At 70.7% G+C, this 21,224-nt stretch carries 21 protein-coding genes and 1 tRNA gene; 11 read left to right on the forward strand and 11 right to left on the reverse strand.

Translation table 11 applies throughout. The features are described 5' to 3' along the window. Positions 1 to 35: 35 nt before the first annotated feature. Genes FHU39_RS13085 through FHU39_RS13095 form a run of 3 tightly spaced genes read left to right on the forward strand, consistent with a single transcriptional unit; the run spans position 36 to position 2,129 of the window. Positions 36 to 236 carry an RNA polymerase sigma factor gene (locus FHU39_RS13085; RefSeq protein WP_183321070.1) on the forward strand — a complete coding sequence of 67 codons (201 nt, stop codon included), beginning with the start codon at positions 36 to 38 and terminating at the stop codon, positions 234 to 236. A gap of 46 nt (positions 237 to 282) precedes the next feature. Continuing rightward, positions 283 to 1,539, forward strand: coding sequence for an Ig-like domain-containing protein (locus FHU39_RS13090; protein ID WP_183321071.1), 1,257 nt, complete (start codon positions 283 to 285; stop codon positions 1,537 to 1,539). A 20-nt stretch (positions 1,540 to 1,559) separates the two neighbouring features. Then, entirely contained in the window at positions 1,560 to 2,129 is a 570-nt protein-coding gene (locus tag FHU39_RS13095; protein WP_183321072.1) for a hypothetical protein, read from the forward strand. Positions 2,130 to 2,135: 6 nt separating this feature from the next. On the opposite strand, the gene FHU39_RS13100 is transcribed toward FHU39_RS13095, so the two are convergent. The 3 genes from FHU39_RS13100 to FHU39_RS13110 form a co-directional block, all read right to left on the reverse strand. Next, complete coding sequence (locus FHU39_RS13100; protein ID WP_183321073.1) at positions 2,136 to 3,419, reverse strand: hydroxyacid-oxoacid transhydrogenase; 1,284 nt, start codon at positions 3,417 to 3,419, stop codon at positions 2,136 to 2,138. A 79-nt stretch (positions 3,420 to 3,498) separates the two neighbouring features. Continuing rightward, positions 3,499 to 3,571, reverse strand: a tRNA-Ala gene (locus FHU39_RS13105). 82 nt (positions 3,572 to 3,653) lie between these two features. Continuing rightward, on the reverse strand, positions 3,654 to 4,703 hold the full coding sequence (locus tag FHU39_RS13110; protein ID WP_183321074.1) for a hypothetical protein: 1,050 nt from the start codon (positions 4,701 to 4,703) through the stop codon (positions 3,654 to 3,656). Positions 4,704 to 5,063: 360 nt separating this feature from the next. Between FHU39_RS13110 and FHU39_RS13115 the strand changes: the two genes are divergently transcribed. Next, positions 5,064 to 6,029 (forward strand): endonuclease domain-containing protein, encoded by a 966-nt coding sequence (locus FHU39_RS13115; protein WP_221185524.1) that lies wholly within the window; start codon positions 5,064 to 5,066, stop codon positions 6,027 to 6,029. A gap of 147 nt (positions 6,030 to 6,176) precedes the next feature. On the opposite strand, the gene FHU39_RS13120 is transcribed toward FHU39_RS13115, so the two are convergent. The 5 genes from FHU39_RS13120 to galU are packed head-to-tail and all read right to left on the reverse strand — an operon-like array spanning position 6,177 to position 9,982. Further along, positions 6,177 to 6,740, reverse strand: coding sequence for a GNAT family N-acetyltransferase (locus tag FHU39_RS13120; protein ID WP_343065885.1), 564 nt, complete (start codon positions 6,738 to 6,740; stop codon positions 6,177 to 6,179). Positions 6,741 to 6,792: 52 nt separating this feature from the next. After that, entirely contained in the window at positions 6,793 to 7,263 is a 471-nt protein-coding gene (locus FHU39_RS13125; protein ID WP_343065886.1) for a MogA/MoaB family molybdenum cofactor biosynthesis protein, read from the reverse strand. Beyond that, positions 7,256 to 7,741, reverse strand: coding sequence for a cyclic pyranopterin monophosphate synthase MoaC (moaC, locus tag FHU39_RS13130; RefSeq protein WP_183321076.1), 486 nt, complete (start codon positions 7,739 to 7,741; stop codon positions 7,256 to 7,258). Before moaC ends, FHU39_RS13125 begins: the two co-directional genes overlap by 8 nt. A 27-nt stretch (positions 7,742 to 7,768) precedes the next feature. After that, the gene (locus FHU39_RS13135) at positions 7,769 to 8,983 is read right to left on the reverse strand and encodes a molybdenum cofactor synthesis domain-containing protein (RefSeq protein WP_183321077.1); all 1,215 of its coding nucleotides are present in this window, start codon (positions 8,981 to 8,983) and stop codon (positions 7,769 to 7,771) included. Between the two features lie 30 nt (positions 8,984 to 9,013). Beyond that, entirely contained in the window at positions 9,014 to 9,982 is a 969-nt protein-coding gene (galU, locus tag FHU39_RS13140; protein ID WP_183321078.1) for a UTP--glucose-1-phosphate uridylyltransferase GalU, read from the reverse strand. A gap of 61 nt (positions 9,983 to 10,043) precedes the next feature. Here galU and FHU39_RS13145 point away from each other — a divergent pair, with 61 nt between their 5' ends. The 6 genes from FHU39_RS13145 (at position 10,044) to FHU39_RS13170 (ending at position 14,803) form a co-directional block, all read left to right on the forward strand. Further along, positions 10,044 to 10,616, forward strand: coding sequence for a 5-formyltetrahydrofolate cyclo-ligase (locus tag FHU39_RS13145; RefSeq protein WP_183321079.1), 573 nt, complete (start codon positions 10,044 to 10,046; stop codon positions 10,614 to 10,616). A gap of 49 nt (positions 10,617 to 10,665) precedes the next feature. Then, the gene (locus FHU39_RS13150; RefSeq protein ID WP_183321080.1) at positions 10,666 to 12,204 is read left to right on the forward strand and encodes a potassium/proton antiporter; all 1,539 of its coding nucleotides are present in this window, start codon (positions 10,666 to 10,668) and stop codon (positions 12,202 to 12,204) included. Positions 12,205 to 12,265: 61 nt separating this feature from the next. Continuing rightward, positions 12,266 to 12,640 (forward strand): FmdB family zinc ribbon protein, encoded by a 375-nt coding sequence (locus tag FHU39_RS13155; protein WP_183321081.1) that lies wholly within the window; start codon positions 12,266 to 12,268, stop codon positions 12,638 to 12,640. A 103-nt stretch (positions 12,641 to 12,743) separates the two neighbouring features. Further along, complete coding sequence (locus tag FHU39_RS13160) at positions 12,744 to 13,580, forward strand: S-methyl-5'-thioadenosine phosphorylase (RefSeq protein WP_183321082.1); 837 nt, start codon at positions 12,744 to 12,746, stop codon at positions 13,578 to 13,580. After that, positions 13,577 to 14,266 (forward strand): SAF domain-containing protein, encoded by a 690-nt coding sequence (locus FHU39_RS13165; protein ID WP_183321083.1) that lies wholly within the window; start codon positions 13,577 to 13,579, stop codon positions 14,264 to 14,266. Before FHU39_RS13160 ends, FHU39_RS13165 begins: the two co-directional genes overlap by 4 nt. Positions 14,267 to 14,407: 141 nt before the next feature. Continuing rightward, complete coding sequence (locus FHU39_RS13170; RefSeq protein ID WP_183321084.1) at positions 14,408 to 14,803, forward strand: MscL family protein; 396 nt, start codon at positions 14,408 to 14,410, stop codon at positions 14,801 to 14,803. A gap of 94 nt (positions 14,804 to 14,897) precedes the next feature. Here the strand turns inward: FHU39_RS13170 and FHU39_RS13175 are convergent, their stop codons facing one another. Both FHU39_RS13175 and FHU39_RS13180 read right to left on the reverse strand, forming a co-directional pair. Then, positions 14,898 to 15,152 (reverse strand): hypothetical protein, encoded by a 255-nt coding sequence (locus FHU39_RS13175; RefSeq protein ID WP_183321085.1) that lies wholly within the window; start codon positions 15,150 to 15,152, stop codon positions 14,898 to 14,900. Continuing rightward, the gene (locus tag FHU39_RS13180; RefSeq protein ID WP_343065887.1) at positions 15,145 to 19,026 is read right to left on the reverse strand and encodes an AAA domain-containing protein; all 3,882 of its coding nucleotides are present in this window, start codon (positions 19,024 to 19,026) and stop codon (positions 15,145 to 15,147) included. Before FHU39_RS13180 ends, FHU39_RS13175 begins: the two co-directional genes overlap by 8 nt. Before the next feature lie 162 nt (positions 19,027 to 19,188). On the opposite strand from FHU39_RS13180, the gene FHU39_RS13185 reads away from it, so the two are divergent. Then, positions 19,189 to 20,499, forward strand: coding sequence for an AI-2E family transporter (locus FHU39_RS13185; RefSeq protein ID WP_183321086.1), 1,311 nt, complete (start codon positions 19,189 to 19,191; stop codon positions 20,497 to 20,499). Positions 20,500 to 20,508: 9 nt separating this feature from the next. On the opposite strand, the gene FHU39_RS13190 is transcribed toward FHU39_RS13185, so the two are convergent. Beyond that, positions 20,509 to 21,138: a TIGR02453 family protein gene (locus FHU39_RS13190; protein WP_183321087.1), complete on the reverse strand. Its 630-nt coding sequence runs from the start codon at positions 21,136 to 21,138 to the stop codon at positions 20,509 to 20,511. Between the last annotated feature and the right edge of the window lie 86 nt (positions 21,139 to 21,224).

Genomic DNA, 21,224 nt, shown 5'->3' on the forward strand with positions numbered 1-21,224 from the left:
GTATGACGCCCCTGCGGGGAGTTGGGTCTGGTGCCATGGACAAGCAGTCGGCGATCGCGCACCTGCCCGGCACGTACGGGTTCGCATTGTTCCTCCGGGACCTCGGGTTGAGCGACGCCGAGATCGCCATACGCCTCGGCCTGGACGAGAAGGTGACCAGCAACCTGCTCACCGTCGCCGAGGCGAAACTTCGCCAACTGATGTCCTCCGGGGACAACGGTGCAGGATCTCCGTAGTGCGCCACGGATGCGGCCCGGCCCCGACCGGGCGAACCTGGCGATCATGAGCACCCAGCTTCGGCATGCCGCCGTGATCCTGGTCGCACTGGCGACCGCGATGTTCGGCCAGTTCATCGGATCCGCTGCGCCGGCGCATGCCACGGGCACCGACCCGGCAACGGTCAACTTCGTCTCCTCGCTCAGTCCCGTGGCGGTGGGCGGCACGGTGCCGTTGGCGGCCTACGTACGCGACGTGACGCTCGGCTGCATCGGCGTCCATAACTGTGACACCCCGAAGGGAACGGTCGAGTTCTCGCTCGCCGGGAACGGCCGCACCGAGAAGCTGGGCAGTGGCACGCTCGTCCCGGTGGCGCACCTCCACGCGCAGTCGCAGACGCCTCCCGCCTCGGCCGTCGTCACACTGCCCGCGGGCACCTACACGCTGACCGCCCATTATCTGGGGGACGACACCTTCAGCCCCCACCACCGCGACCAGCCGTTCACCGTCACCAAGGCCTCGCTCCCGGCCAAGCTCGACCAGAGTTCGACCGAGTCCGCCTCCGGCAAGTCCGTGCGGTTCACCGACATCTTCGGCGCCACCGGACACGCACCGGGACCCACGGGGACGGTTCAGTTCTACGACAACGGCCAGCCCCTCGGGTTCGCCACCGTCATGCCAGGAGCGCCGTTCATCAGCCCTCGGGCCTGGCTGGACACGACCAAGCTCACTCCCGGTAAGCACGCGATCACCGCGGCGTACTCCGGCGACGCCAACTACAACGCGGTCTCGGCCGCTGCGGTGCAGCACACCGTGAAGTACCTCATCCCCAGCATCAACCCCTGCGCCATCGTCACCTGCAGCACGACACCCACCCCTCCGCCGAACAGCACCTGCACCAGCTCCGGCACCGAGGGCCATGCGGCCGGTGACTGCGGCGTCGGCAATGTCACGACGACGCCGGGACCGAACTCGACCGCGAGCGGCACCTCCGGCGCCGCTGACCCCGGCGCGGGCGGCGGTAACGGAGGAGGCAACGGCGGCGGCAACGGCGCTCCCGGAAACGGTGGCGCGAACGGCGGTGGCGCGGCGAACGATCCGGGTGCGTCGGCCGGACCGGGGTCGACGGGCAGCGGAGTGGTCGCGGCGGGTACGGCGGACGGGTCCAACGCTGCGGGCTCCGCGGCCGCGGCGGGACCGGTCGATCCGCAGGCCACCAGCGGCTCCCACCTGACCCTGTGGCTTGCCATCGCGATCGTGGTGCTGCTCGCACTGGCAGCCGCGCTCGTCCTGGCCCGCCGGCGGCGGACGCCGAGCGTGTGACGGCGGACAGGAGCGTCCCCATGGACAACGACCCCGTCGCCCTGACCGCCCGGTTGGTCGCGGCGAACAGCTTCGACCTCGACGCGCTGCCGGCGAACCGGGCGGGCCGGCTGACCGCGGCCCAGCGGCGGCGGCTGCGCACGCGGTTGCGCTCGTCGCGCCGCAACAGCTGGGTGCCGAAGATCGGCTGCTTCGCCGCACTCGCGTTCCTGATCCACGGCGCCGCAACGGGCACGCTGAGCGGAGGCACGGCACTGTCCGTGGCGTTCCTCGCGTTCGTCACCGGCTGGGTCGGGTTCGTCATACCCCACTACGGCGGCTTCGGCAGGAACGTGTCCTCCGGGGTCGTGGCCAACCTGGACGGCGTCGTCACCCGCAAACACGAGGTCGGCGGCGACTACTTCGCCATGGGTGGCGGCGACGACCACTACTACGTGCTCGGAGATGCGCGGTTCCGGGTGTCCCGCACCGGGTACGACGCGCTGGTGGACGGTGTCCGGTGCCGGATCTACTACCTGCCCGACGCACGCACCGACGACCGGCAGGTCATGTCGCCGATGGTGAACATCGAAGCCCTGTCCGACGGGTGACGGCACTCACCACAGCTGCAGCGAGCGTTCGAAGATGCCGGCGAGCGCGGCATCGTCGACCGGGCGCGGGGAGATCGTCAGCAGCCGCTGCTGTTTGGCGGCGCCCTCGACCAGTGCGTCGATGTCGGCCGGGCCGAAGCCGACGGCCCCGATGCCGTTCGGTATGCCGATGTCGCGCATCAGCCGGATCAGCACCGAGGGAAGGAAGTCCGCGGCGTCGTCCGGCTGCGCGGCACCGGGCTCGAGCAGTTGTGCCGCCCGGAGGTGACGCTCGGGGGCCGCCGGGAAGGTGTAGCGGAACGCCTCCGGCGCGGTGAGCGCCACCGACATACCGTGCGGAACCATCGGCTCGTCGGCCGGGTAGTCCTTCGGGTGGAAGTCGCGGACCTGGCCGGCGATCGGGTAGGCGTTCGCGTGCGGGATGTGCACTCCGGCGTTGCCGAAACCCATCCCGGCGAAGGTGGCGGCCATCGCCATGTCGCCGCGGGCCCGGGTGTCCGACCCGTCATGCACGGCCTGCCGGAACGACTGCGCCAGCAGGCTCATCGCCTTCTCCGACCACATGTCGGCGATCGGGTTGGCGCCGCAGTAGGGCACGCGCTGCTCGGGCCGCTTGCGCTCGAAGCTGTCGTATGGCGCTGCCGTGTAGCTCTCCAGCGCGTGACACAGGATGTCCATGCCCGCCGACGCAGTGACACCGGCCGGCTGGCTGACCGTCAGGTCCGGGTCGATCACGGCCAGGGTGGGCCGCGGCATGGCGTGGCTGATGCCGGTCTTGACGTGCTGGTCGAGCACGTCGAGCACACAGACGGTGGTGCTCTCGCTGCCGGTCCCGGTCGTCGTCGGCACGGCGATCAGCGGTTTGAGCGGCTGCTGCGGCGCCCGGCCCGCACCGATCGGCGCGTTGATGTAGTCGAGCAGCTCACCGGGGTTCGTGGTCAGCAGGTTGATCGCCTTGGCGGTGTCGATGGCCGACCCGCCGCCGACCGCGACGAACGCGTCGAAGGGGCCGTGCTGGCGACCGAAATCCACCGCCGCTCGCAGGCTCTCGTCGGTCGGTTCGACGTGGCTGCCGTCATACATCTGCGCCTCGATGCCGAACTCGCCCAGCTGCTCAGCCACCCGCTGCGGCGTGCCGGTCGCGGCGACACCGGCGTCGGTGACCACGAGCACCCGGCGCGCACCGGTGCGGCTCAGGTCGTAGCCGATCTCGGCGGAGGCGCCGGATCCGCACTTCAGTTGCGGAGCGCCGTAGGTGAAGATCGTCTCCGGGTTCGCCGGTCTGCTCATCGGATGCTCCCGCGTCGACTGTGCCTGATAGAACACCGAAGGCCCCGTCGTCAGTGACGGGGCCCACGGGAACAAACTGTGGAGCATAGGGGATTCGAACCCCTGACCTTCTCATTGCGAACGAGACGCGCTACCAACTGCGCCAATGCCCCAGGAAGCGAGAGCAACTTTAACACCCGGAGCCCGATCGGTTAAATCGGCCGCCTGGTGTCGGCTGCCCTCGCCGCGCGGCGTTCAGCCGGCGCGGAAGACGGAGGGCAGGTCGTCCAGGTCCTGGTCGAGCGCGAGCCCATCGAACGGCAGGTCCTCGTTGGCCACGTGCTCGTAGGACTTCGGGTTGGAGGTGGGCGCCGGCGCCTGCTGCGGGCGTTCCGGGGCGCGCTCCTTCATGGTGTATGTCGGGGGCGGCACCGCCACGGGCTGCCACGCGTCGGCATTGTCCGCCACCGGGGCCCGGACCGGCGCGGGTTGCGGCTGCGCGGGTGCGGAGGCGGAGGCGCGCACGTCGAAGACCTGCTCCTCGGGCGGCTGCGGGGCGACGGCCTGCGCCATCCGGGACGGCGCCGGCATGGTCGCCTTGACCACGGGCAGCGGCGCTGCGGTCTTGCGCCTGGGCAGTTTCGCGGCGCCACGCAGACCGCGGCCGGGCCCCTGCTGCGGTGCCGGCTGGTCCGCTGCCTTCCGGGACGCCTGCTGCGGAGCGCGTGCCGCCGGGCGCCGGGCGGCCGCAGCGGCCATCGCGGAGGCGCGGCACCAGTAGAAGACGCCGCCGGAGACCGCCAGCATCAGGATCGGCGACCACCACGGCACGGCGCCGAACGGCGCACACACGACGGTGATCAGCAGGATCGCAACGCTCAGCACGAGGGCGATGGCACGCAGTTTCGGCGAGCCCGCGGTGGCGGCGGACTGCGCGAGGCGGTGCCGCTTGCTCGGACCCTGCGCGTCGGCCGGACGCGTGTCCGGTGCGATCGGTTCTTCGGTGACGGGGGGCTGGATTTCTCCGGTCATGACGGTCCCTGCTCGCAGTGACGGGCGCGGCACGCTGTCGCGGGCCTGCGGTGCCGACGGTCGGCCGGCCTCGGATGTGTCGGCGGTCTGCTCGGCCATGCCCTCGATCTCGATCGGGTGCTCACGACGTTCGAGCACCCGCATCGCATCGCTGAACTGGTCGACGGATCGAGCCGTGGCCAAGGCCTCGCGGCGACGGATCCAGTGCTGCAACAGATAGGCAGCCCAGATGACGACAATGGCCAGGAAGATCAGGCTGCTCGGCTGCTGCACGGGACAGACGTTAGAGCCAAAACCGTTGCAATCCGTGGACGTCCGCGGTGTGTCGCTGCTTGCACAGCAACGCCTCATATGCCAGGTGGGTGATGGTCAGGCGAGTTCCGTTGTGCGACATACACTTTCACAGTTGTCACACCGTTCACCTGATTCCCACGCCCGAGCGTCGCCAGGCGAGCGTTTCAGTATGCCGATCGCGTGGCATACGCCGCGATCGGCATACTCCACGAGCGACAGGGTGCGTGGGATATGCCGGGCGCGCGGAGTGTGCCGCGATCGGCATACTCGCGACAACGCGAGACCGGGTTTTCCACAGCCTCCCTGCAGCGAATCGCCCGGTCCGTCAGGATCGTCCAGATGACAGGTGAGTCCGCAGCCGTCAGGCACCTCGTGGTCGGCCGCCCCAAGAGGTATGGCGCTGACCGGCGTTCCGTCGCGACCGAGCTCGCGGCGGAACACGGTGGCGTGGTGCATCGCCTCGCGCTGGCCCGGCACGGCATCGACCGTCACGGCATTCGGACCGAGATCGCAGCAGGGCGGTGGTTCCGGTCGGGGCGTCATACCGTGGCCGTCGGTTCACCCGAGCTGAGCATCGTCGCACGGCGGTGGCGTGCGGTCTGGGAGACCGGCTCCGGGGCGCGGCTCGACGGAGCCAGCGCGCTGGGTGCGGCCGGCATGACCGGCTTCACCACATCGGTGATCGACGTGTCGTTGCCCGCCCGAAACCGACATCACCCGGTGGCCGGCGTGCGCCCGCATCGGTTGCATCATCCTGCGCCCGTCGTCGGTGCGGGAATCCCGCGCGTTTCGACCGAGATCGGCACGATCCACGCGGCGCAGTGGGCGGTGTCGGACCGCCAGGCGGCGTTGTTGATCTGTTTGCCGGTGCAGCAGCGGCTGACGACTCCGGCGCGGCTCGGGCTGGCCTGGCGTGGAGTGAACCGATCGGCGCGGCGGTCGTTCCTGGATGCGGTGATCGCCGACGTGACCGACGGTGCACATTCCTTGGGTGAGCTCGACTTCGCGCGGATGGCGCGTGGGGTCGGTTTGCCTGAGCCGACGCGGCAGGCGGTGCACAAGGGTCCGAAGGGCCGCGTCTATCTCGATGTCCGGTGGGACGACGTCAGGCTCGTGGTCGAGATCGACGGCGGTCACCATGCCCTTGCGCTCAACCCCGTCGATGACGCCTTGCGGCAGAACGAGCGGGTGGTCGCAGGCGAGCGGGTCCTACGGATCCCGGTCATCGGGCTGCGGCTGATGCCGCAGGAGTTCCTGCTGCAGGTCCGCCGGTTGTATGACGCGCTCCACCACGCCCGGCGCTGACGGCACACCGTGAGTATGCCCATCGCGGCGAATACCACGCGGTCGGCATACTCCCCTACTCCGCCGAACTTTCGGGTATGCCGCGCGCGGCGAATACCACGCGATCGGCATACTCCTGTACTCCGCCGACCTTTCGGCGCCATCGGCTCAGCCCCCGACGCGGCGACGGAAGCGCTCGACCATGGTCTCGCTCGGGAGTTCCTCGACGGTCACCGCGAAGGTCAGGTGGTCGTGCCAGGCGCCGTTGATGTGCAGGTACCGCTTCCGCAGCCCCTCTTCGCGCAGCCCCAGCTTCTCCACGACACGCAGACTCGCGTCGTTGTCCGGCCGGATGTTCACCTCGATCCGGTGCAGCCCGGCGTCACCGAAGGCGTGGTCGATCAGCAGCGCGAGCGCGAACGGTGTGATCGACCGGCCGGTATACCGCTCCCCGATCCAGTAGCCCGCGGACGCGGACAACAGCGCGCCCCGGGAGATGCCGAACAGGTGCATCTGGCCGACGAGTTCGCCGTCCCGCTCGACCGCGAACGGCAGCAGCCGTCCCTCACGCGCTTCCCGGTCCTGCGCGTGGACCATCTGGGAGTAGCTCATCGAGGTCGCGGCGCTGGGGCCGGGAGCGGTCGAGTCCCACGGGCGGGTCCACGCCGCGTTGGCGGAGCGCAACTCCAGGAACTCCCTCTTGTCCGCGCGAGCCCGCAGCCCGCGCAACACGATCCGCGAGCCGCGCCACTCGCCGGTGACGGCGACCGGCCACCAGCGCGAGCTAATGATCGCCGCCGTCCAGTTGCGACACCGCGTGTGGCAGCACGGCTTCGAGCAGACCGAGAGCGTCCTTGACCCCGCCGGTCGAGCCGGGGAGGTTGACGATCAGGGCCCGGCCGGCGACACCGGCGATGCCACGCGACAGACACGCGGTCGGTATGCCGCCACGCACGCCCTCGGCACGCAACGCCTCGGGGATGCCCGGCACCTCGTGGTCGAGCACCGCCCGGGTCTCCTCGGGGGTGCGGTCGGTCGGCGAGATGCCCGTCCCGCCGGAGGTGAGCACGACCCGCGCCCCCGCCTGCACCGCCTCGCGCAACGCGTCACCGACCGGAGGACCGTCCGGCACAACCTTGCGGGTGACGGTGAAACCCCAGTCCTGCAAAGCCTTTTCGAGGAGCTTGCCGGAGCGGTCGTCATACACTCCGGCGGACGCGCGGTTGGAGCAGGTGATCACCCAGGCACTACTCACGCGGGTCTCCTTCGCGCCAGTCGCCGGAGCGACCACCGGCCTTGGCGGTGACGCGGACGTCCGTGATCCGGGCGTGCTTGTCGACGGCCTTGATCATGTCGATCAGTGCGAGCGCGGCGACGGTCACACAGGTCAGCGCCTCCATCTCGATGCCGGTGCGGTCGGCGGTGCGCACCTCCGCGACGATGTCGACCCCGTCGTCGGCCACGGTCAGGTCGACGGCGACGGCATGCACCGCGATCGGGTGCGCCAGCGGCACCAGATCGGGGGTGCGTTTGGCGGCCTGGATCCCGGCGATCCGCGCGACCGCGAGCGCGTCACCCTTGGGCACGGTGTCCGATCGCAGCGCGTCGATCGCGGTGGCGGACAACAGGACCCGACCCCGCGCCTCGGCGACGCGCGCGGTCACGGCCTTCGCGCTGACGTCGACCATGTGCGCGGTGCCGTCGTTCCTGAGGTGGGTCAGTTTCTCAGCCATCCGAGATCGCCTGCTCGCGGTGAGCTTTCACGCCAGGCCCTCCAGGGGTATGACGCGCAGCGTCTCCCCGACGGCAACCTCTGTCGTGGCAGCCGGGACGATGGCGAGCGCCTGCGAACCCGCCAGCCCGCCGAGCACATGGGACCCCTGCCCGCCGATGGGACGCACGACCCGGCCGTCCTCGTCGAACACGACCCGGGCGAACTGCTGCCGACCCGGAGGGGAGGTCCACCGCTCCGCCACCGCCGCCTCGACCGTGGGCACCGCCGGGTCCCGGCCGGCGAGCACCCGTGCGGCCGGCGCCACGAACAGCAGGAAGGACACCAGCGAGCTCACCGGGTTGCCGGGGAGCGCGAAAACCGGTGTGCCCGCTACCGTCCCGATGCCCTGCGGTTTCCCGGGCTGCATGGCGACCTTCACGAACTCGAAGTGGTCGCTGTCCTCGAAGGCCAGCTTCATCGGCTCGAACGCTCCGGCGCTGACGCCGCCGCTGGTGACGATCAGGTCCGCGGTCTGGGCGAGTTCGCTGAGTGCCTGCCGGACGGCCTCGGCGGTGTCGCCCGCACGACGCACCTCGGCGACCTCGAACCCGCACTCCCGCGCGAGCGCGCCCAGCATCGGCCCGTTGGAGTCGACGACCTGCCCGTGGGCGACCGGCTCGCCCGGTGACACCAGTTCGTCGCCGGTGCTCACGACCGCGACGCGCGGCCGCGGGAGCACCGCTATCTCGTCGACGCCGACCGACAGGAGCACCGGGACGTGCCGCGGCTGCAACAGCGTTCCGCCGGCGAGGACCTCGTCGCCCGGCTGCACGTCCTCGCCCTGGCGCCGCACCGCGGTGCCGGCGTCGACGGCCCCGCGGATCTGGACCCGTTCCGTGCCGCCGTCGGTCAGCTCGACCTGCACGACCGCATCGGCCCCGGTCGGTAACGGCGCACCGGTCATGATCCGCCAGCAGGATCCCGCGGACAGCTCCAACTGTCGGGTGTCGCCGGCGGGGATGTCGCCGGCCACCGGCATCTCGACCGGTGACTCCTCGGTGGCCCGTTGCACGTCGGCGGCGACGACGGCATACCCGTCCATCGCCGAGTTGGTGAAGCCGGGCAGGGCGACCGCGCTGCGCACCGACTCCGCGGTGACCATGCCCAGCAGGTCGGCCACCTCGGCGGTCGGCCGCCGTTGAGCGGGCAACGGGCCCACCGAGGCGATCACCCGTTGCTGGTATTCGTCGAAGGTCAGCACAGGTGCAGCCTAGTGATCGGACGCGACCGCTCAGTGCCCGAGATGGTCACCGTCGGTCTCGTCGGTGCCCGGATGCCGGCCGCGTCCCTCGTCGGTGTCGATCCAGTCGGTCAGCCAGGCGCGGAAGTCCGAGCCGAAGTCACGGTGCCGCACCGCCAGCCGCACCATCGCCTTGAGGTAGTCGAGCCGGTCACCGGTGTCGTAGCGCCGGCCGCTGAAGACCACGCCGGTCACGCCTCCGCCCGGCCGGTCCGGGTTCTGCGCCATCTCCAGCAGGGCGTCGGTCAGCTGGATCTCGCCGCCGCGGCCGGGTCCGGTGTGCGCGAGCACATCGAAGATCTGCGGTGAGAGCACATAGCGACCGATGATCGCCAGATTGCTCGGCGCCTCCCCGATCGCCGGCTTCTCGACGAGGGAGTTGACCCGCACGAGGTCGTCGGTGGCATCCGGGATCGCCGACACGGCCGCGCAGCCGTAGAGGTGGATCTGGTCCTCCGGCACCTCCATCAACGCGACGACCGACCCGCCATACATGTCCTGGGTCTGAACCATCCGCTCCAGCAACTGATCCCGCTCGTCGATCAGGTCGTCACCGAGCAGCACCGCGAACGGGCTGTCACCCACGTGCGTCCGCGCGGACAGCACGGCGTGGCCCAGACCGAGCGGCTCACCCTGGCGGATGAAATGCACGTTGCCGAGGTTCGCCGACTTGCGCACCCGGCGCAGCCGCAGCTGGTCGTCCTTGCGCTCCAGCGCCTGCTCGAGCTCCCAGTGCCGGTCGAAATGGTCCTCCAGCGCCGTCTTGTTGCGCCCGGTCACCATGAGGATGTCGTGTATGCCGGCCCGCTCGGCCTCCTCGACCACGTACTGGATGGCCGGCTTGTCCACCACGGGCAGCATCTCTTTCGGGATCGCCTTGGTGGAGGGCAGGAACCGGGTGCCGAGACCGGCAGCCGGAATCACAGCCTTGAGGACAGCGGAATTCCCCTGAGTCGTCATGGCGTTCAGGCTAGGGCACCCGGGCTGGGCCTCGCCCCGGTTACCGGCAAGAATCATCTGTATGACGCGGCTCACGTTGCCCTCCGACAAAAAGGCCGCACGGCGGGTGGTGCGGACGGCGCGCACGGCCCGGCGGGCGGGCGTGACGGACGAAGAATGGGCGGAGCTCGGGGCAGACCTCGGCGCCGGTCTGGTGGCCTGGCTGCGCGGCCGGCCGCGCCCGTCCGTGGTCGCGCTCTACGAATCGCTGCGGACCGAACCACCCACGAGTGGGGTGCGGGATGCGTTGATTTCACTCAACGTTCGGCTGCTCGTCCCGATCCTGTTGGACGACAAGGACCTGTCCTGGCGGGATCCGGAGACGGGTGCTGAGCTCGGCGTCGACGCGATCGCGGACGCCGACCTGATCATCACCCCCGGGCTCGCCGTCGCTGCGGGTTCCGGTCTGCGGCTCGGGCAGGGCGGCGGCAGCTACGACCGCGCCCTGGCCCGGGCCGAGCAACGAACTCCCGTGCTGACAATGCTTTTCGACGACGAGCTGGTCGAGCACGTCCCCGCGGAGCCGCACGATCGCCCGGTGCACGCCGTGCTGACACCCGCGGGTGGGGTGGCGGCGGTCGGACGCACCGTTTGAAATACTGGGGCGACCCCCGACCCACTCTGCCTGCGAAGGAGACCCACCCGTGGCCACCTCCGCGGCATCGAGCTTCACCACCCACGACCTGGCAGCCGTGCTGTTCATCGGCTCACTGGTGCTGCTGATCTCCATCCTGGCGGTCCGTTTCGCGAACCGGTCGGGCATGCCGACACTCGTGCTCTACCTCGGGATCGGCCTGGTCATGGGCGAGGCCGGGCTCGGCATACATTTCGAGAATCCGGAGCTGACCCAGGTCCTCGGCTACTCGGCACTGGTGCTGATCCTCGCCGAAGGTGGCATCTCGACGCGCTGGTCCGGCATCCGAAGATCCATCGCGCCCGCGGCGGTGCTCTCGACGCTCGGCGTGCTGGTCTCGGTCGTGACGGTCGCCGTGTTCGTCGCACCCCTGCTCGGCAAGTCGTGGACCATCGCGCTGCTGCTCGGCGCCATCGTCACCTCCACGGACGCCGCGGCGGTGTTCTCGGTGCTGAAACGGGTCGGTCTGCCCCGGCGGCTCACCGGCGTGCTGGAGGCGGAGTCCGGTTTCAACGACGCCCCTGTCGTGCTGCTGGTCGTCGCCCTCGCGACGGCCGCGACCCCCGGACAGACGGCGCACGCGTGGTGGGTCGTGACGATCGAGGCGGTCCTGGAGCTGGTGGGCGGCGCGATCATCGGTCTGCTGCTCGGCTGGATCTTCGCCCACCTCAGTCGGCGCGCAGCGCCGGGCTCCTCGGGTCTGTTCTCGATCGGCATCCTGGCCGTCACGATCCTGGCGTATGCCGCCGCGACCCTCGCGCACACCAGCGGCTTCATCGCGGTCTACCTGGCCGCGCTCGTCCTGGGCAACAGCAACCTGCCGCACCACCGGGCCGTGCACGGCTTCGCCCAGTCCTTCGGCTGGCTGGCCCAGATCGGCCTGTTCGTGCTGCTGGGCCTGCTCGCCTCACCCAGCCGGCTCGGCTCGCAGGTGGTCCCGGCCATCGTCGTCGGTCTGGTGCTGCTGTTGATCGCCCGGCCGCTGTCGGTCTTCGCCAGCCTGACGTGGTTCCGGTTCTCCTGGCGTGAGCAGCTGTTCCTGTCCTGGGCCGGGCTGCGCGGTGCGGTCCCGGTCGTGCTCGCCACGGTGCCGCTCACCGTCGGCACCCCGCGCACCGAGTGGATCTTCGACCTCGTCTTCGTGCTGGTGCTGGTCTTCACGCTGGTCCAGGCGCTGCCGATGCCGTGGATCGCGCGCACCCTCGGGCTCGCCGAGTCGGCGCAGGTGATCGACCTCGACGTGGAGGCCACCCCGTTGGAGGAGCTGCGCGCCGACGTCCTGCAGCTGCACGTCGGCGCCACCTCACGGCTCAACGGCGTCGAGATCCAGGAGTTGCGCCTGCCCGAGGGCGCGAACGTCACCCTCATCGTGCGCGGCGACCAGGGCTTCGTACCCACCCGCCGCACCGTCATCCGGCGTGGTGACCAGCTGCTGCTGGTCACCACCGCGGGCTCGCGGGAGCAGGCGATCCGCCGGGTGCGCTCGGTGTCCCGGGACGGTCGTATGGCGGGCTGGTCGACCCCGTGGCGCACCGATTCGGACCAGTAACGGCTGTCCACCGTCCGACTGGTGGATGGGTCGGCGGCCGGAACGGCATACACTGTGCGCCGTGCCGACCTACGCCTATGCATGCAAGGACTGCGGGCACGCCTTCGATGTCCAGCAGTCCTTCTCCGATGACGCCCTGACCGTGTGCCCCGAGTGCGGTGGCGTGTTGCGCAAGCAGTTCGGCGCCGTAGGGGTCGTCTTCAAGGGCTCCGGCTTCTACAAGACCGACTCGCGCGAGTCGGGCAAGAAGACCGCGCCGTCGAGCGCGGCGACCGCCAAGGACTCCTCCAGCAAGGACTCCGCGTCGAAGGACTCGTCCAGCAAGGACGCGACCAAGTCCTCGGGCGGTGACAAGGCGGCGTCCGCGGCGTCCGGCTCCTCGTCGTCGAGTTCGTCGTCCTCCGGCTCGTCGTCGAGCGGCGGCAGCGCGGCCTGAGCCGTCGACGTCATCCACATCCCGCCGCTCCCCCGTACGTCGTCCACCGATGACACCGTTGCGCCCTGCCTGCAGCTGACGGTGGCTGGTTAACCTCGGCTGCATGACTTCAGCGCAGCGAGCGGATATCGGCGTCATCGGCGGCTCGGGCTTCTACTCCTTCTTCGACGACCCCGAGCGGATCAGCGTCGACACCCCGTTCGGAGCGCCGAGCGACGACATCGTCCTCGGCGCTGTGGACGGCCGCCGGGTCGCCTTCCTCGCGCGGCACGGCCAGGGTCACCGTTACCCGCCGCACCTGGTCAACTACCGGGCCAATCTCTGGGCGCTGCGCTCGGTCGGGGTCCGCCAGGTGCTCGCGCCGTGCGCGGTCGGCTCGCTGCGTGCCGAGCACACCCCCGGCACGCTGCTGGTGCCCGACCAGGTCGTCGACCGCACCAGCGGGCGAGCAAGCACCGTGTATGACGAAGTCGGCCCGGTCGTGCACGTTTCCTTCGCCGATCCCTATTGTCCGCAGGGGCGTTCGGCCCTGCTCACGGGTGCCGGCGAACACTTCGACCGCCTGGTGGACGGCGGCACCCTGGTCGTGATCGGCGGACCGCGTTTCTCCTCCCGTGCGGAGTCGCAGTGGCACCAGGCAGCTGGATGGTCCGTCGTCGGCATGACCGGCATGCCGGAGGCGTCGATCGCACGTGAACTGGCGATGTGCTTCTCCACCGCGTGCCTGATCACCGACAACGACGCCGGCGTCGAGGGTGGTGGCGAGTCCGTCACCCACGAGGAGGTCATGCGGGTCTTCGGCGACAACATCGAGCGGCTCAAGGTCGCCCTGCGCGAGGCGATCTCGCGACTGCCGGAGGCGGAGTCGGACGACGCCGCGACCTGCCCCTGCCGTCGGGTGCTCGACGGTCAGGAGCTGCCGATCACCCTGCCGTCATGAGCGAACGGAGACTCCAGCGCCTGCTGCCCGATTCCTGGCAGGGCGACGGCCGGGAGGCGCGTTGGCGCCGTTCGCGCGCACGGCGGGTGCTCGCTGGGCTGCTCTGCGGGGTCGCCGTGCTCGCGGTCGTCGGCGCGGTGCGGCCGGCAGATCCGCCGACCCACTCGGTCGCGGTCGCCGCACGCGACCTTCCGGCGGGCAGTCGGCTGACCGCCGACGACGTGCGGGAGGTGCGGTGGTCCACCGCGGACCGGGTTCCGGGGCGTGTGTCGGTGCGCGCGGTGCCCGGCACGATCCTGACCGCGCCGATCCTGGCGGGCGAGCCGTTCACCAGCGCCCGGGTCCGCTCGGCCCGGACCTGGCCCTCCGTCCCCGCCGGTCGCGTGGTCGTCGGCGTCTCCACCGGCGACACCGCGATCACCCGGGTGCTGCAGGCGGGCGATCGAGTCGACCTGATCGACACCGGCAAGGGCGCCACGATCGCCGTTGCCGTGCCGGTGCTCGCGGTCATCGCCGAGACCGCCGCAGCACATGGGACCGGCCTTGCGGGCGGGTCGTCCGCCGAGGCCCCCGCGGTGCTCGTCGCGGTCACCCCGAGCGACGCGGCGGCGGTCGGTTCCGCGAGCGCGGCGCGCTCGGGAGGACTGGGCGGCGGCATACAGCTCGCCCTGCGGGCAGCGGTGTGAGGAAGGTCGAGCTTGGCTACTCGCGGGTCACGAAGTAGCACACATCACGCGGCTCCACCGGTGTTTCGCGTTTATTCTGCTGCCACTTTTCGTTAGTGTGCCGAACGACAGTGCCCCAACCAGCCCAAAGGACACACCCCCATGAAGGGTTTCAAGGAATTCCTCATGCGCGGCAATCTCATCGAGCTTGCCGTCGCATTCGTCATCGGCTCCGCGTTCGCGACACTTGTCGAGAACTTCGTCGGCAAGATCGTGACGCCGATCCTCAATGCATTCAGCGGCGGCGGTCCGGCCTCGCAGGGCCTCGGCTTCAAGCTGAAGTCCGGCCAGTCCAACACGTTCATCGACCTGTCCGGCATCATCAACGCAGTCATCGTGTTCGTGCTCACCGCGCTCGTGGTCTACCTGCTGTTCGTGGTCCCCTACAAGAAGTACCAGGCCATGAAGGGCAAGGAGGCGTTTGCCTCCGGCCCGACCGAGGTCGACCTGCTCACCGAGATCCGGGACCAGCTGGCCGGCGGGTCCCAGCAGAAGTAAGGGCCTCCGGGGTAGTCGTTCGCGGCTGACCACCCGCGCAGAAGGGCGGGACCGTTCGACGGTCCCGCCCTTTCGCATGCCCTGGAGATGGCCCTCACTGCCAGTGCGGCGGGCGCTGCTCGCGCCACCAGCGATCCTGCGCCGATTCGGGCCCGTCATCGGCGCCGGCGACGCGACGCTTGCCTCGCTCGATCCCCGGTTCTTCGGCCGGGTCTGCCGCGGACGGGTCCCCCTCGACGGACTCCTTCGTCCAGTGCCCGGCGTCGGGGTGGCCGGTGGTCGCCGGTCGGCTGGCCCGGCGATGGCGCCGCACCGGCCGAGGGCGTTCCCCGTCGGACGGCTCAGTCATCGGCCAGCCACGGGTTGGCGACGGCGCGGTCGTGGGCGCTCTCCAGCCGGTCGTCGCTGACGGCGGCGGAGGCGGCGTGAACGGCGGCGGTCAACCGGACGACCTCCCGCCCCGGATCACGGAACAGATCCCGGGTCCAGACCCGCTCGTGGGCCCAGCCCAGCCGCCGCAACTGCTCCACGCGCAGCCGCTCACGGTCCCGGGTGGACTCGATCGAGCCGTAGACGGGCCCGTCGGTCTCGATCGCGACCAGCAGCGAGCCGGGGCGTAACGGGTCCTCCACTGCCAGGTCCAGCCGGTGCTTCGAGGTGCCCCAGCCGGGGTGGACGACCAGGCCCTCGGCGCGCAGCCGGCGGGCGAGGTCGTGGACCAACGCCGGAATCTCGACCTCGGGTGCCGGTGGCAGCATCGGGCGGTCCAGCACGCTGCCGGAGGATGCGGCCCGGCGGCGTCGCCCGTCCGGGCCGAGCACCACGCCGGCCGGCGTCGCCGGTGTCTCGGCCGGAGCGGTCTCCTCCGACTGGACGCGGCGGGCCGCCCCGCCGGACCCGGCATACAACAGGAAGTCACGCAGCAGCAGGCCACCGCGCGAGTGCAGCCTGCCGGGGTGCAGCTCGGTGCCGGAGAACGAGGACACCATCACCATCCGCCTGCGGGCGCGGGTGATCGCGACGTTCAGCCGGCGCTCGCCACCCTCGGCGCTGATCGGTCCGAAGCGGTGCGGTGCCGTGCCGTCCGCGGCCCGGCCGTAGCCGACCGAGAGGATGATCGCGTCGCGCTCGTCGCCCTGCACGCGTTCGAGGTTCTTGACGAAGAACGGCTCCGCCGCCTCCTCGTCGAGCAGTCCGGCCAGTTTCGGATCCTGCGCCGCAGCGTCCCGGATGGCGGCCTCGATCCGGTCGGCGTGCCGCTGCCCGAAGGCGATCACCCCGATCGACTCGTCGGGGCGCTGCCTGACCTGGTCCTGCACCACGCGGACGACCCGCTCGACCTCTGCGTCCGCGGAGCCACTGCGGGCTTCCGGGCCGTCGTGGACCACATCGAGCCGGACCACGGTGTCGTCCCCGACCCCCGGGAAGGTGACCAGCCGCCCGCCATACATCTGCGCATTCGCGAACGCGATCAGCCGCTCATCCAAAGCCCTGTAATGCCAGGTGAGTTCGCGCTTGGGCAGCAGCGGCGCAAGCGCGTCGAGGATCGACTCGGTGGCGGACGGGCCACCGTCGCCGGGATCATCGGCGCCGCGGAAGAAGCTGGTCGGCGGCAGCTGGTGCCGGTCGCCCGACACGACGACCTGGCCGCCGCGGGCGATCGCCGAGATCGCCTCGGCCGGGGGGATCTGCGACGCCTCGTCGAAGACGACGACGTCGAACCACACCCCCGGTGGCAGCACGGAGGCGACGAGCAGGGGGCTCATCACCCAGCACGGTTTCACCGCGGTCAGCAGCTCCGGCGCCTGCGGCAGCAGGTCGCGCAACGGCACCGGCCGCTCGGCGCGTGCCTGCTCGCGCAGCAGCGCCTCCTGCTCGGGCAGGTCGCGCATCGTGCGACGCACCTGATCCGCCCAGGACGCACGCACCGCCGCGCTGCCGGAGTGCACGTGCTCCCGGTCTGCCTCGAGGTATGACGCCGCCTTGGTGCGCAGGTCCCCGCCGTCCGCGGCGCCATACGCAGGATCGAGGTCCGCGATCCGGCGGAGCACCGCTCGCCACCACACGAATTCGAATTCGGTCCCGACCTGCGGGGCGCGGACCTTGCGCGCCGCCAGGTCGTCGATCAGGTCGCCCAGCCCGTTGGCGCGCAACTGGTCCAGGCTGCCGATGACGGTCGGCAGCAGCGCCAGCCGGTCCTTGGCGTCGGCGAGCCGTCGCAACCGGTCCTGCAGGGCGTCGAAGTCGGCTTCGAGCAGTTCGGTGCCCTCGCGGGTGCCCTCGAGCCGCTCGGCGAGCCACTCCAGCTCCTCCCGGAGTCGCTCGTGCGCGGTGACGTACCGGGCCAGGTCGGCGGGCGCCGAGGGCCGAGATCCCTTGCCCGCCACCGTCTTCCAGCGTTCCTGCTGACCGGCGGCGAGCACCAGCACGCCGTGCAGGTCCGATGGCGGCTGCCCCGGCCGGAGCAGGGTCCGGGCCTGCTTGCGCAGCCGGCGGCGCTCGAGCGTCCCGAGGTCCGCGGGATGCTTCTTGCGGAAGTCGCTCGAGCCGGTCGCGAACGCGAGCTGGTCCAGCGGGGCATGGAACACCTCCGGGCGGAACGTCTCCAGGGTGCGGTGCGCCTCCGACATCAGCTCCAGCTGCCGCTCCGACTCCCGCATCGTGCGGGCCTCGGGCAACCCCACCTTGTCGCTCACGGCGTTCATCAGGTCGCGGTGCTCCTGCAGCCCGCCGTCGGCGAGCCGGGTGACCAGTTCCTCGGTGCGGGCCGCCTGCTGTACGCCGACGACGCGGCCGCCGTACCAGGGGTCCGGTGTGCCGTCGGTGCGCCATGCCCCGAGCTCGGCGACCTCGACCAGTTGGTCGCGCAGCTCGTCCCGGCGGGCCGCCGAGATCGCGTCCAGGTCCGCCGGATCGATGTCGGCGTGGGTGCGCGGCGCCGGCTTCTTCGCGTAGAAGGCCGCGATCGCGGCCTGTGCCTCGTCGACGCTCACGCCCCACGGTTCGCGGCGCTCGTGCATCGCGGCACGGTGCCCGGCCAGGTGGTCCCGCAGCGCGACCAGCTCCGAGCGGCCCTCGTCCGGGACGGGGTCGGCACCCACGATGTCGTCCATCGCCGAGACCAGTCCCGCGACCGTCCCGCCGCGACCGCCCTGACCGTCGTGCGCGTCGAGCACCAGGTCCCGCAGACCCACCCGGTCCAGCCGCTTCACGACCGCGTCGATCGCGGCGCGCTTCTCGGCGACGAAGAGCACCCGCCGACCGTCGGCGGCCAGCGCGGCGATCAGGTTGGCGATGGTCTGGCTCTTGCCGGTACCGGGAGGGCCCTCGACCACGAGGTGCGCGCCGGCGCGGGCGGCCTCGACCACGTCCTGCTGCGAGGCGTCGGCGTCCAGCACGAGTCGTTCGGTGTCCGGGTCCCGGTCCACCAGCGCCGCCGCTTCGGCGGCGACCTCCTCGGTCGCGGCCTCGTCACCGGCCAGCGCCGCGATCACCGGGTGCGCGGCCAGGGTGTCGAGCTGCTCGGTGAGATCGCGCACCATCGGCAGCTTGGTATAGCTGAACGTGCCGACGACATACCGCCGGTCGATCCGGAAACCGGGTATCTCGGAGCACGCCTGCTGGATGCCCGCGAGGACCTTGTTGACGTCGACGTTCCGGGCGCCGGCGAGGTAGTCGTCGATCGCGGACCGGTCGAGACCGTTACCGTGCTCGACCTCCACGTACTTGGCGAAGACCGAGTTGAACTCGGTCTCAGGTGCGACCCGCAGCACCAGTTCCTGTGGGTCCTTCGGGGACCCGGTGATGTCGAGGCGGCGCAGCAGCATGGGAGCGGCGGGCTGGCGGGGAGCGCCCGGGTGCTCCCAGGTGGCCATCCCGATGCTGAGGTAGCAGGAGGAGATGCCGCGCTCCTCCTCCAGCGCCTGGGTGCGCGACCGGATGACCCGGGCACGGCGTTCGGCCTCCGCCAGCGCCGCAGGTTCGCGCAGGATCAGCCGCAGCGGCACGGATCCGGCGGAGAACAGTTGCGCCATACCGGCCGGGTGGGCGCGGGTGAGGTCCAAGGTTGCGCTCGGCAGGTCACGGAACCACAGCAGGGTGTTCCGGCCGCCGAGATCGACCAAATGGCGCTGCCACTCGGCCACTGCCTCGCGCACGAGGGCATCACGACCGGTCTCCGGTGGGGTGCCGACCGAATCGTCTTGCGGGCTGGGCGAACTCACCGAGCAAGGCTAACGGTCGTGCGGACGGCCTCTCGCAAGGCACGCCCGGAGGGCGCGCACATCGGCCGGCTCCACGGATCCGGGCGGGTCGTGCCATACCGTTGCACCCGGGCCCACCGGCCCTGGATTCGTCATGCCGTCGCACCTGGGAGGATCACCGCGATGCGCCTACGCCGTCACCGTCCCAGCGACCCTGGGCCCGTCGTCGAGCGCGACGAGCAGCGCACGGACGCTCGGCTCAAGTCCGGGGCGGACGACGTGCCGTCCGCCGCCGAGGCGGTCGAGCGCAACCCCAACAAGGGCATCGATCGTGCAGCGGTCATCAGCCACGCGCTGAAGTGGACGGCGAGCTGGTCGTTGCGCTTCCTCGTCGTGGTCGCCGCGACCTGGGTGGTCCTGCAGATCCTGGGCATGTTCTGGCCGGCGCTGCTGCCGGTCGCCATCGCGTTGCTGGTGACGACGGTGCTGTGGCCGCCGGTGCGGTGGATGCGCGCACACAACGTCCCACCCGCGCTCGCCGCGGTCGGTGGCATGCTCCTGGCCGTCGTGGTCGTCGGCGGGATCATCGCCGCCATGGCACCGACGGTGTCGTCCCAGTGGGGTGACCTGGTCAACCAGTCGGTCGCCGGTGTCAACCAGTTGCGGGACGAGTTGCAGAACGGCCCGCTGCACATCCAGCCCGACCAGATCGACCAGGCCACCACCAGCATCACCGACCGGCTGAAGTCCAGCGGTGACCGCATCGCCTCGGAGGTCTGGGGCGGCATCACGCTGGCCGGCCAGGTGCTGATCGACGGTGTGGTGGCGCTGATCCTGACGTTCTTCTTCCTCAAGGACGGGCCGCGTCTCCTGCCCTGGCTGCGGGTGTCGGTGGGCCGCGGCGCCGGTGCCCACCTGACCGAGGCGTTGACCCGGGTCTGGAACACCCTGTCCGGTTTCATCCGGACGCAGGCGATCGTGAGCGCGGTCGACTCCATCTGCATCGGCATCGGCCTGGTGGCCCTGCAGATCCCCCTCGCGGTGCCGCTGATCGTGCTGACGTTCTTCGGTGGTTTCATCCCGATCGTCGGGGCGTTCGCGGCCGGCACCATCGCCGTGCTGGTCGCCCTGGTCGCCGGCGGCATCACCAAGGCCGTCATCGTGCTGATCATCATCGTGGCGGTGCAGCAGATCGAAGGACACGTGCTGCAGCCGCTGTTGCAGAGCCGGTCGATGTCGCTGCACCCGGCGATCGTGTTGCTGTCGATCGCGTTCGGCGGCGACCAGTACGGCATCATGGGCGCGTTCTTCGCCGTACCGGTGGCGGCGTCGGTCGCGGTCCTGTGGCGATATCTCTCCGAGCAGATCGATCTGCGCACCGGTGACGCGTCCGCAGCCGAGTTGCGTCAAGCCACGTCGGAGGGCGAGTATGCCGCCGCGCGCGGCGCGGACCACGGCCGGCTGCTGGCGCGCTTGCACGGCCGTTCCGACTGAGGACGGCGGTCAGCCGGGCAGTCGCGCGACGATCCAGTCGATGAGCGGCCGGCCCTGCTCCCAGTCGGACCGCACCCGGTCCAGCAGCGCCGGTGTCTGCACGAAGTCGGCGAAGCCGTACTCCTGCAACACGGTCAGCGACCGCTTGCGCAGCAGGTGGATGCGGGGATGGTCCTTGGCGTAGCCGCGTGGCGCGGTCTTCAGCTCGTCGCCGCCAGTGCTCCAGCCCTGGGCGGCGAAATCGTCGAGGAGGCGCTGCAGCTCGGCGCCGTCCGGTGAGTCGATGCCGGCCCGGATCGCCTTGAGCGCTGCGGAATCCGCGTGGTAGCACCCGGCCGCGGACCGCACGCCCGCTGCGGACACCTCCAGGTACCAGCCGGTCGCCGTGCCGGCGCTGACGAACAGTCCCTGGTGGGTCTTGTAGGGCGTCTTGTCGGCCGCGAAGCGCACGTCCCGGTACGGCCGGAAGAGCTTGGCCGGCCCGAAGTCGTCTTCCAGCGCCTCGGCGATCGCCGCCATCGGCGCGCGCACGGCCTCGTCATACAACTGCTTGTGTGCGGTCCAGAAGGTCTTGGAGTTGTCGACCTCGAGGTCGTCGTAGAAGTCGAAGGCCGCCTCGGGGATGCCGGTGAATGCCACGGACCGATCGTAGGTCGGGTCGCGGGGTGCCCGCGCGACGACCGACCGACGCGTGAGTTAGGTTAGGCTAACCATTATGTCGAGCG

This window comes from Flexivirga oryzae, from assembly GCF_014190805.1.
GTDB classification, from domain to species: domain Bacteria; phylum Actinomycetota; class Actinomycetes; order Actinomycetales; family Dermatophilaceae; genus Flexivirga; species Flexivirga oryzae.

What these genes read in the sequence shown, in the direction of transcription:
- FHU39_RS13085 (WP_183321070.1), top strand. Translation starts at nt 36, where the DNA reads ATGGACAAGCAGTCGGCGATCGCGCACCTGCCCGGCACGTACGGGTTC.
- FHU39_RS13090 (WP_183321071.1), top strand. Translation starts at nt 283, where the DNA reads ATGAGCACCCAGCTTCGGCATGCCGCCGTGATCCTGGTCGCACTGGCG.
- FHU39_RS13095 (WP_183321072.1), top strand. Translation starts at nt 1,560, where the DNA reads ATGGACAACGACCCCGTCGCCCTGACCGCCCGGTTGGTCGCGGCGAAC.
- FHU39_RS13100 (WP_183321073.1), bottom strand. Translation starts at nt 3,419, where the DNA reads ATGAGCAGACCGGCGAACCCGGAGACGATCTTCACCTACGGCGCTCCG.
- FHU39_RS13115 (WP_221185524.1), top strand. Translation starts at nt 5,064, where the DNA reads ATGACAGGTGAGTCCGCAGCCGTCAGGCACCTCGTGGTCGGCCGCCCC.
- moaC (WP_183321076.1), bottom strand. Translation starts at nt 7,741, where the DNA reads ATGGCTGAGAAACTGACCCACCTCAGGAACGACGGCACCGCGCACATG.
- galU (WP_183321078.1), bottom strand. Translation starts at nt 9,982, where the DNA reads ATGACGACTCAGGGGAATTCCGCTGTCCTCAAGGCTGTGATTCCGGCT.
- FHU39_RS13145 (WP_183321079.1), top strand. Translation starts at nt 10,044, where the DNA reads ATGACGCGGCTCACGTTGCCCTCCGACAAAAAGGCCGCACGGCGGGTG.
- FHU39_RS13160 (WP_183321082.1), top strand. Translation starts at nt 12,744, where the DNA reads ATGACTTCAGCGCAGCGAGCGGATATCGGCGTCATCGGCGGCTCGGGC.
- FHU39_RS13165 (WP_183321083.1), top strand. Translation starts at nt 13,577, where the DNA reads ATGAGCGAACGGAGACTCCAGCGCCTGCTGCCCGATTCCTGGCAGGGC.
- FHU39_RS13170 (WP_183321084.1), top strand. Translation starts at nt 14,408, where the DNA reads ATGAAGGGTTTCAAGGAATTCCTCATGCGCGGCAATCTCATCGAGCTT.
- FHU39_RS13175 (WP_183321085.1), bottom strand. Translation starts at nt 15,152, where the DNA reads ATGACTGAGCCGTCCGACGGGGAACGCCCTCGGCCGGTGCGGCGCCAT.
- FHU39_RS13185 (WP_183321086.1), top strand. Translation starts at nt 19,189, where the DNA reads ATGCGCCTACGCCGTCACCGTCCCAGCGACCCTGGGCCCGTCGTCGAG.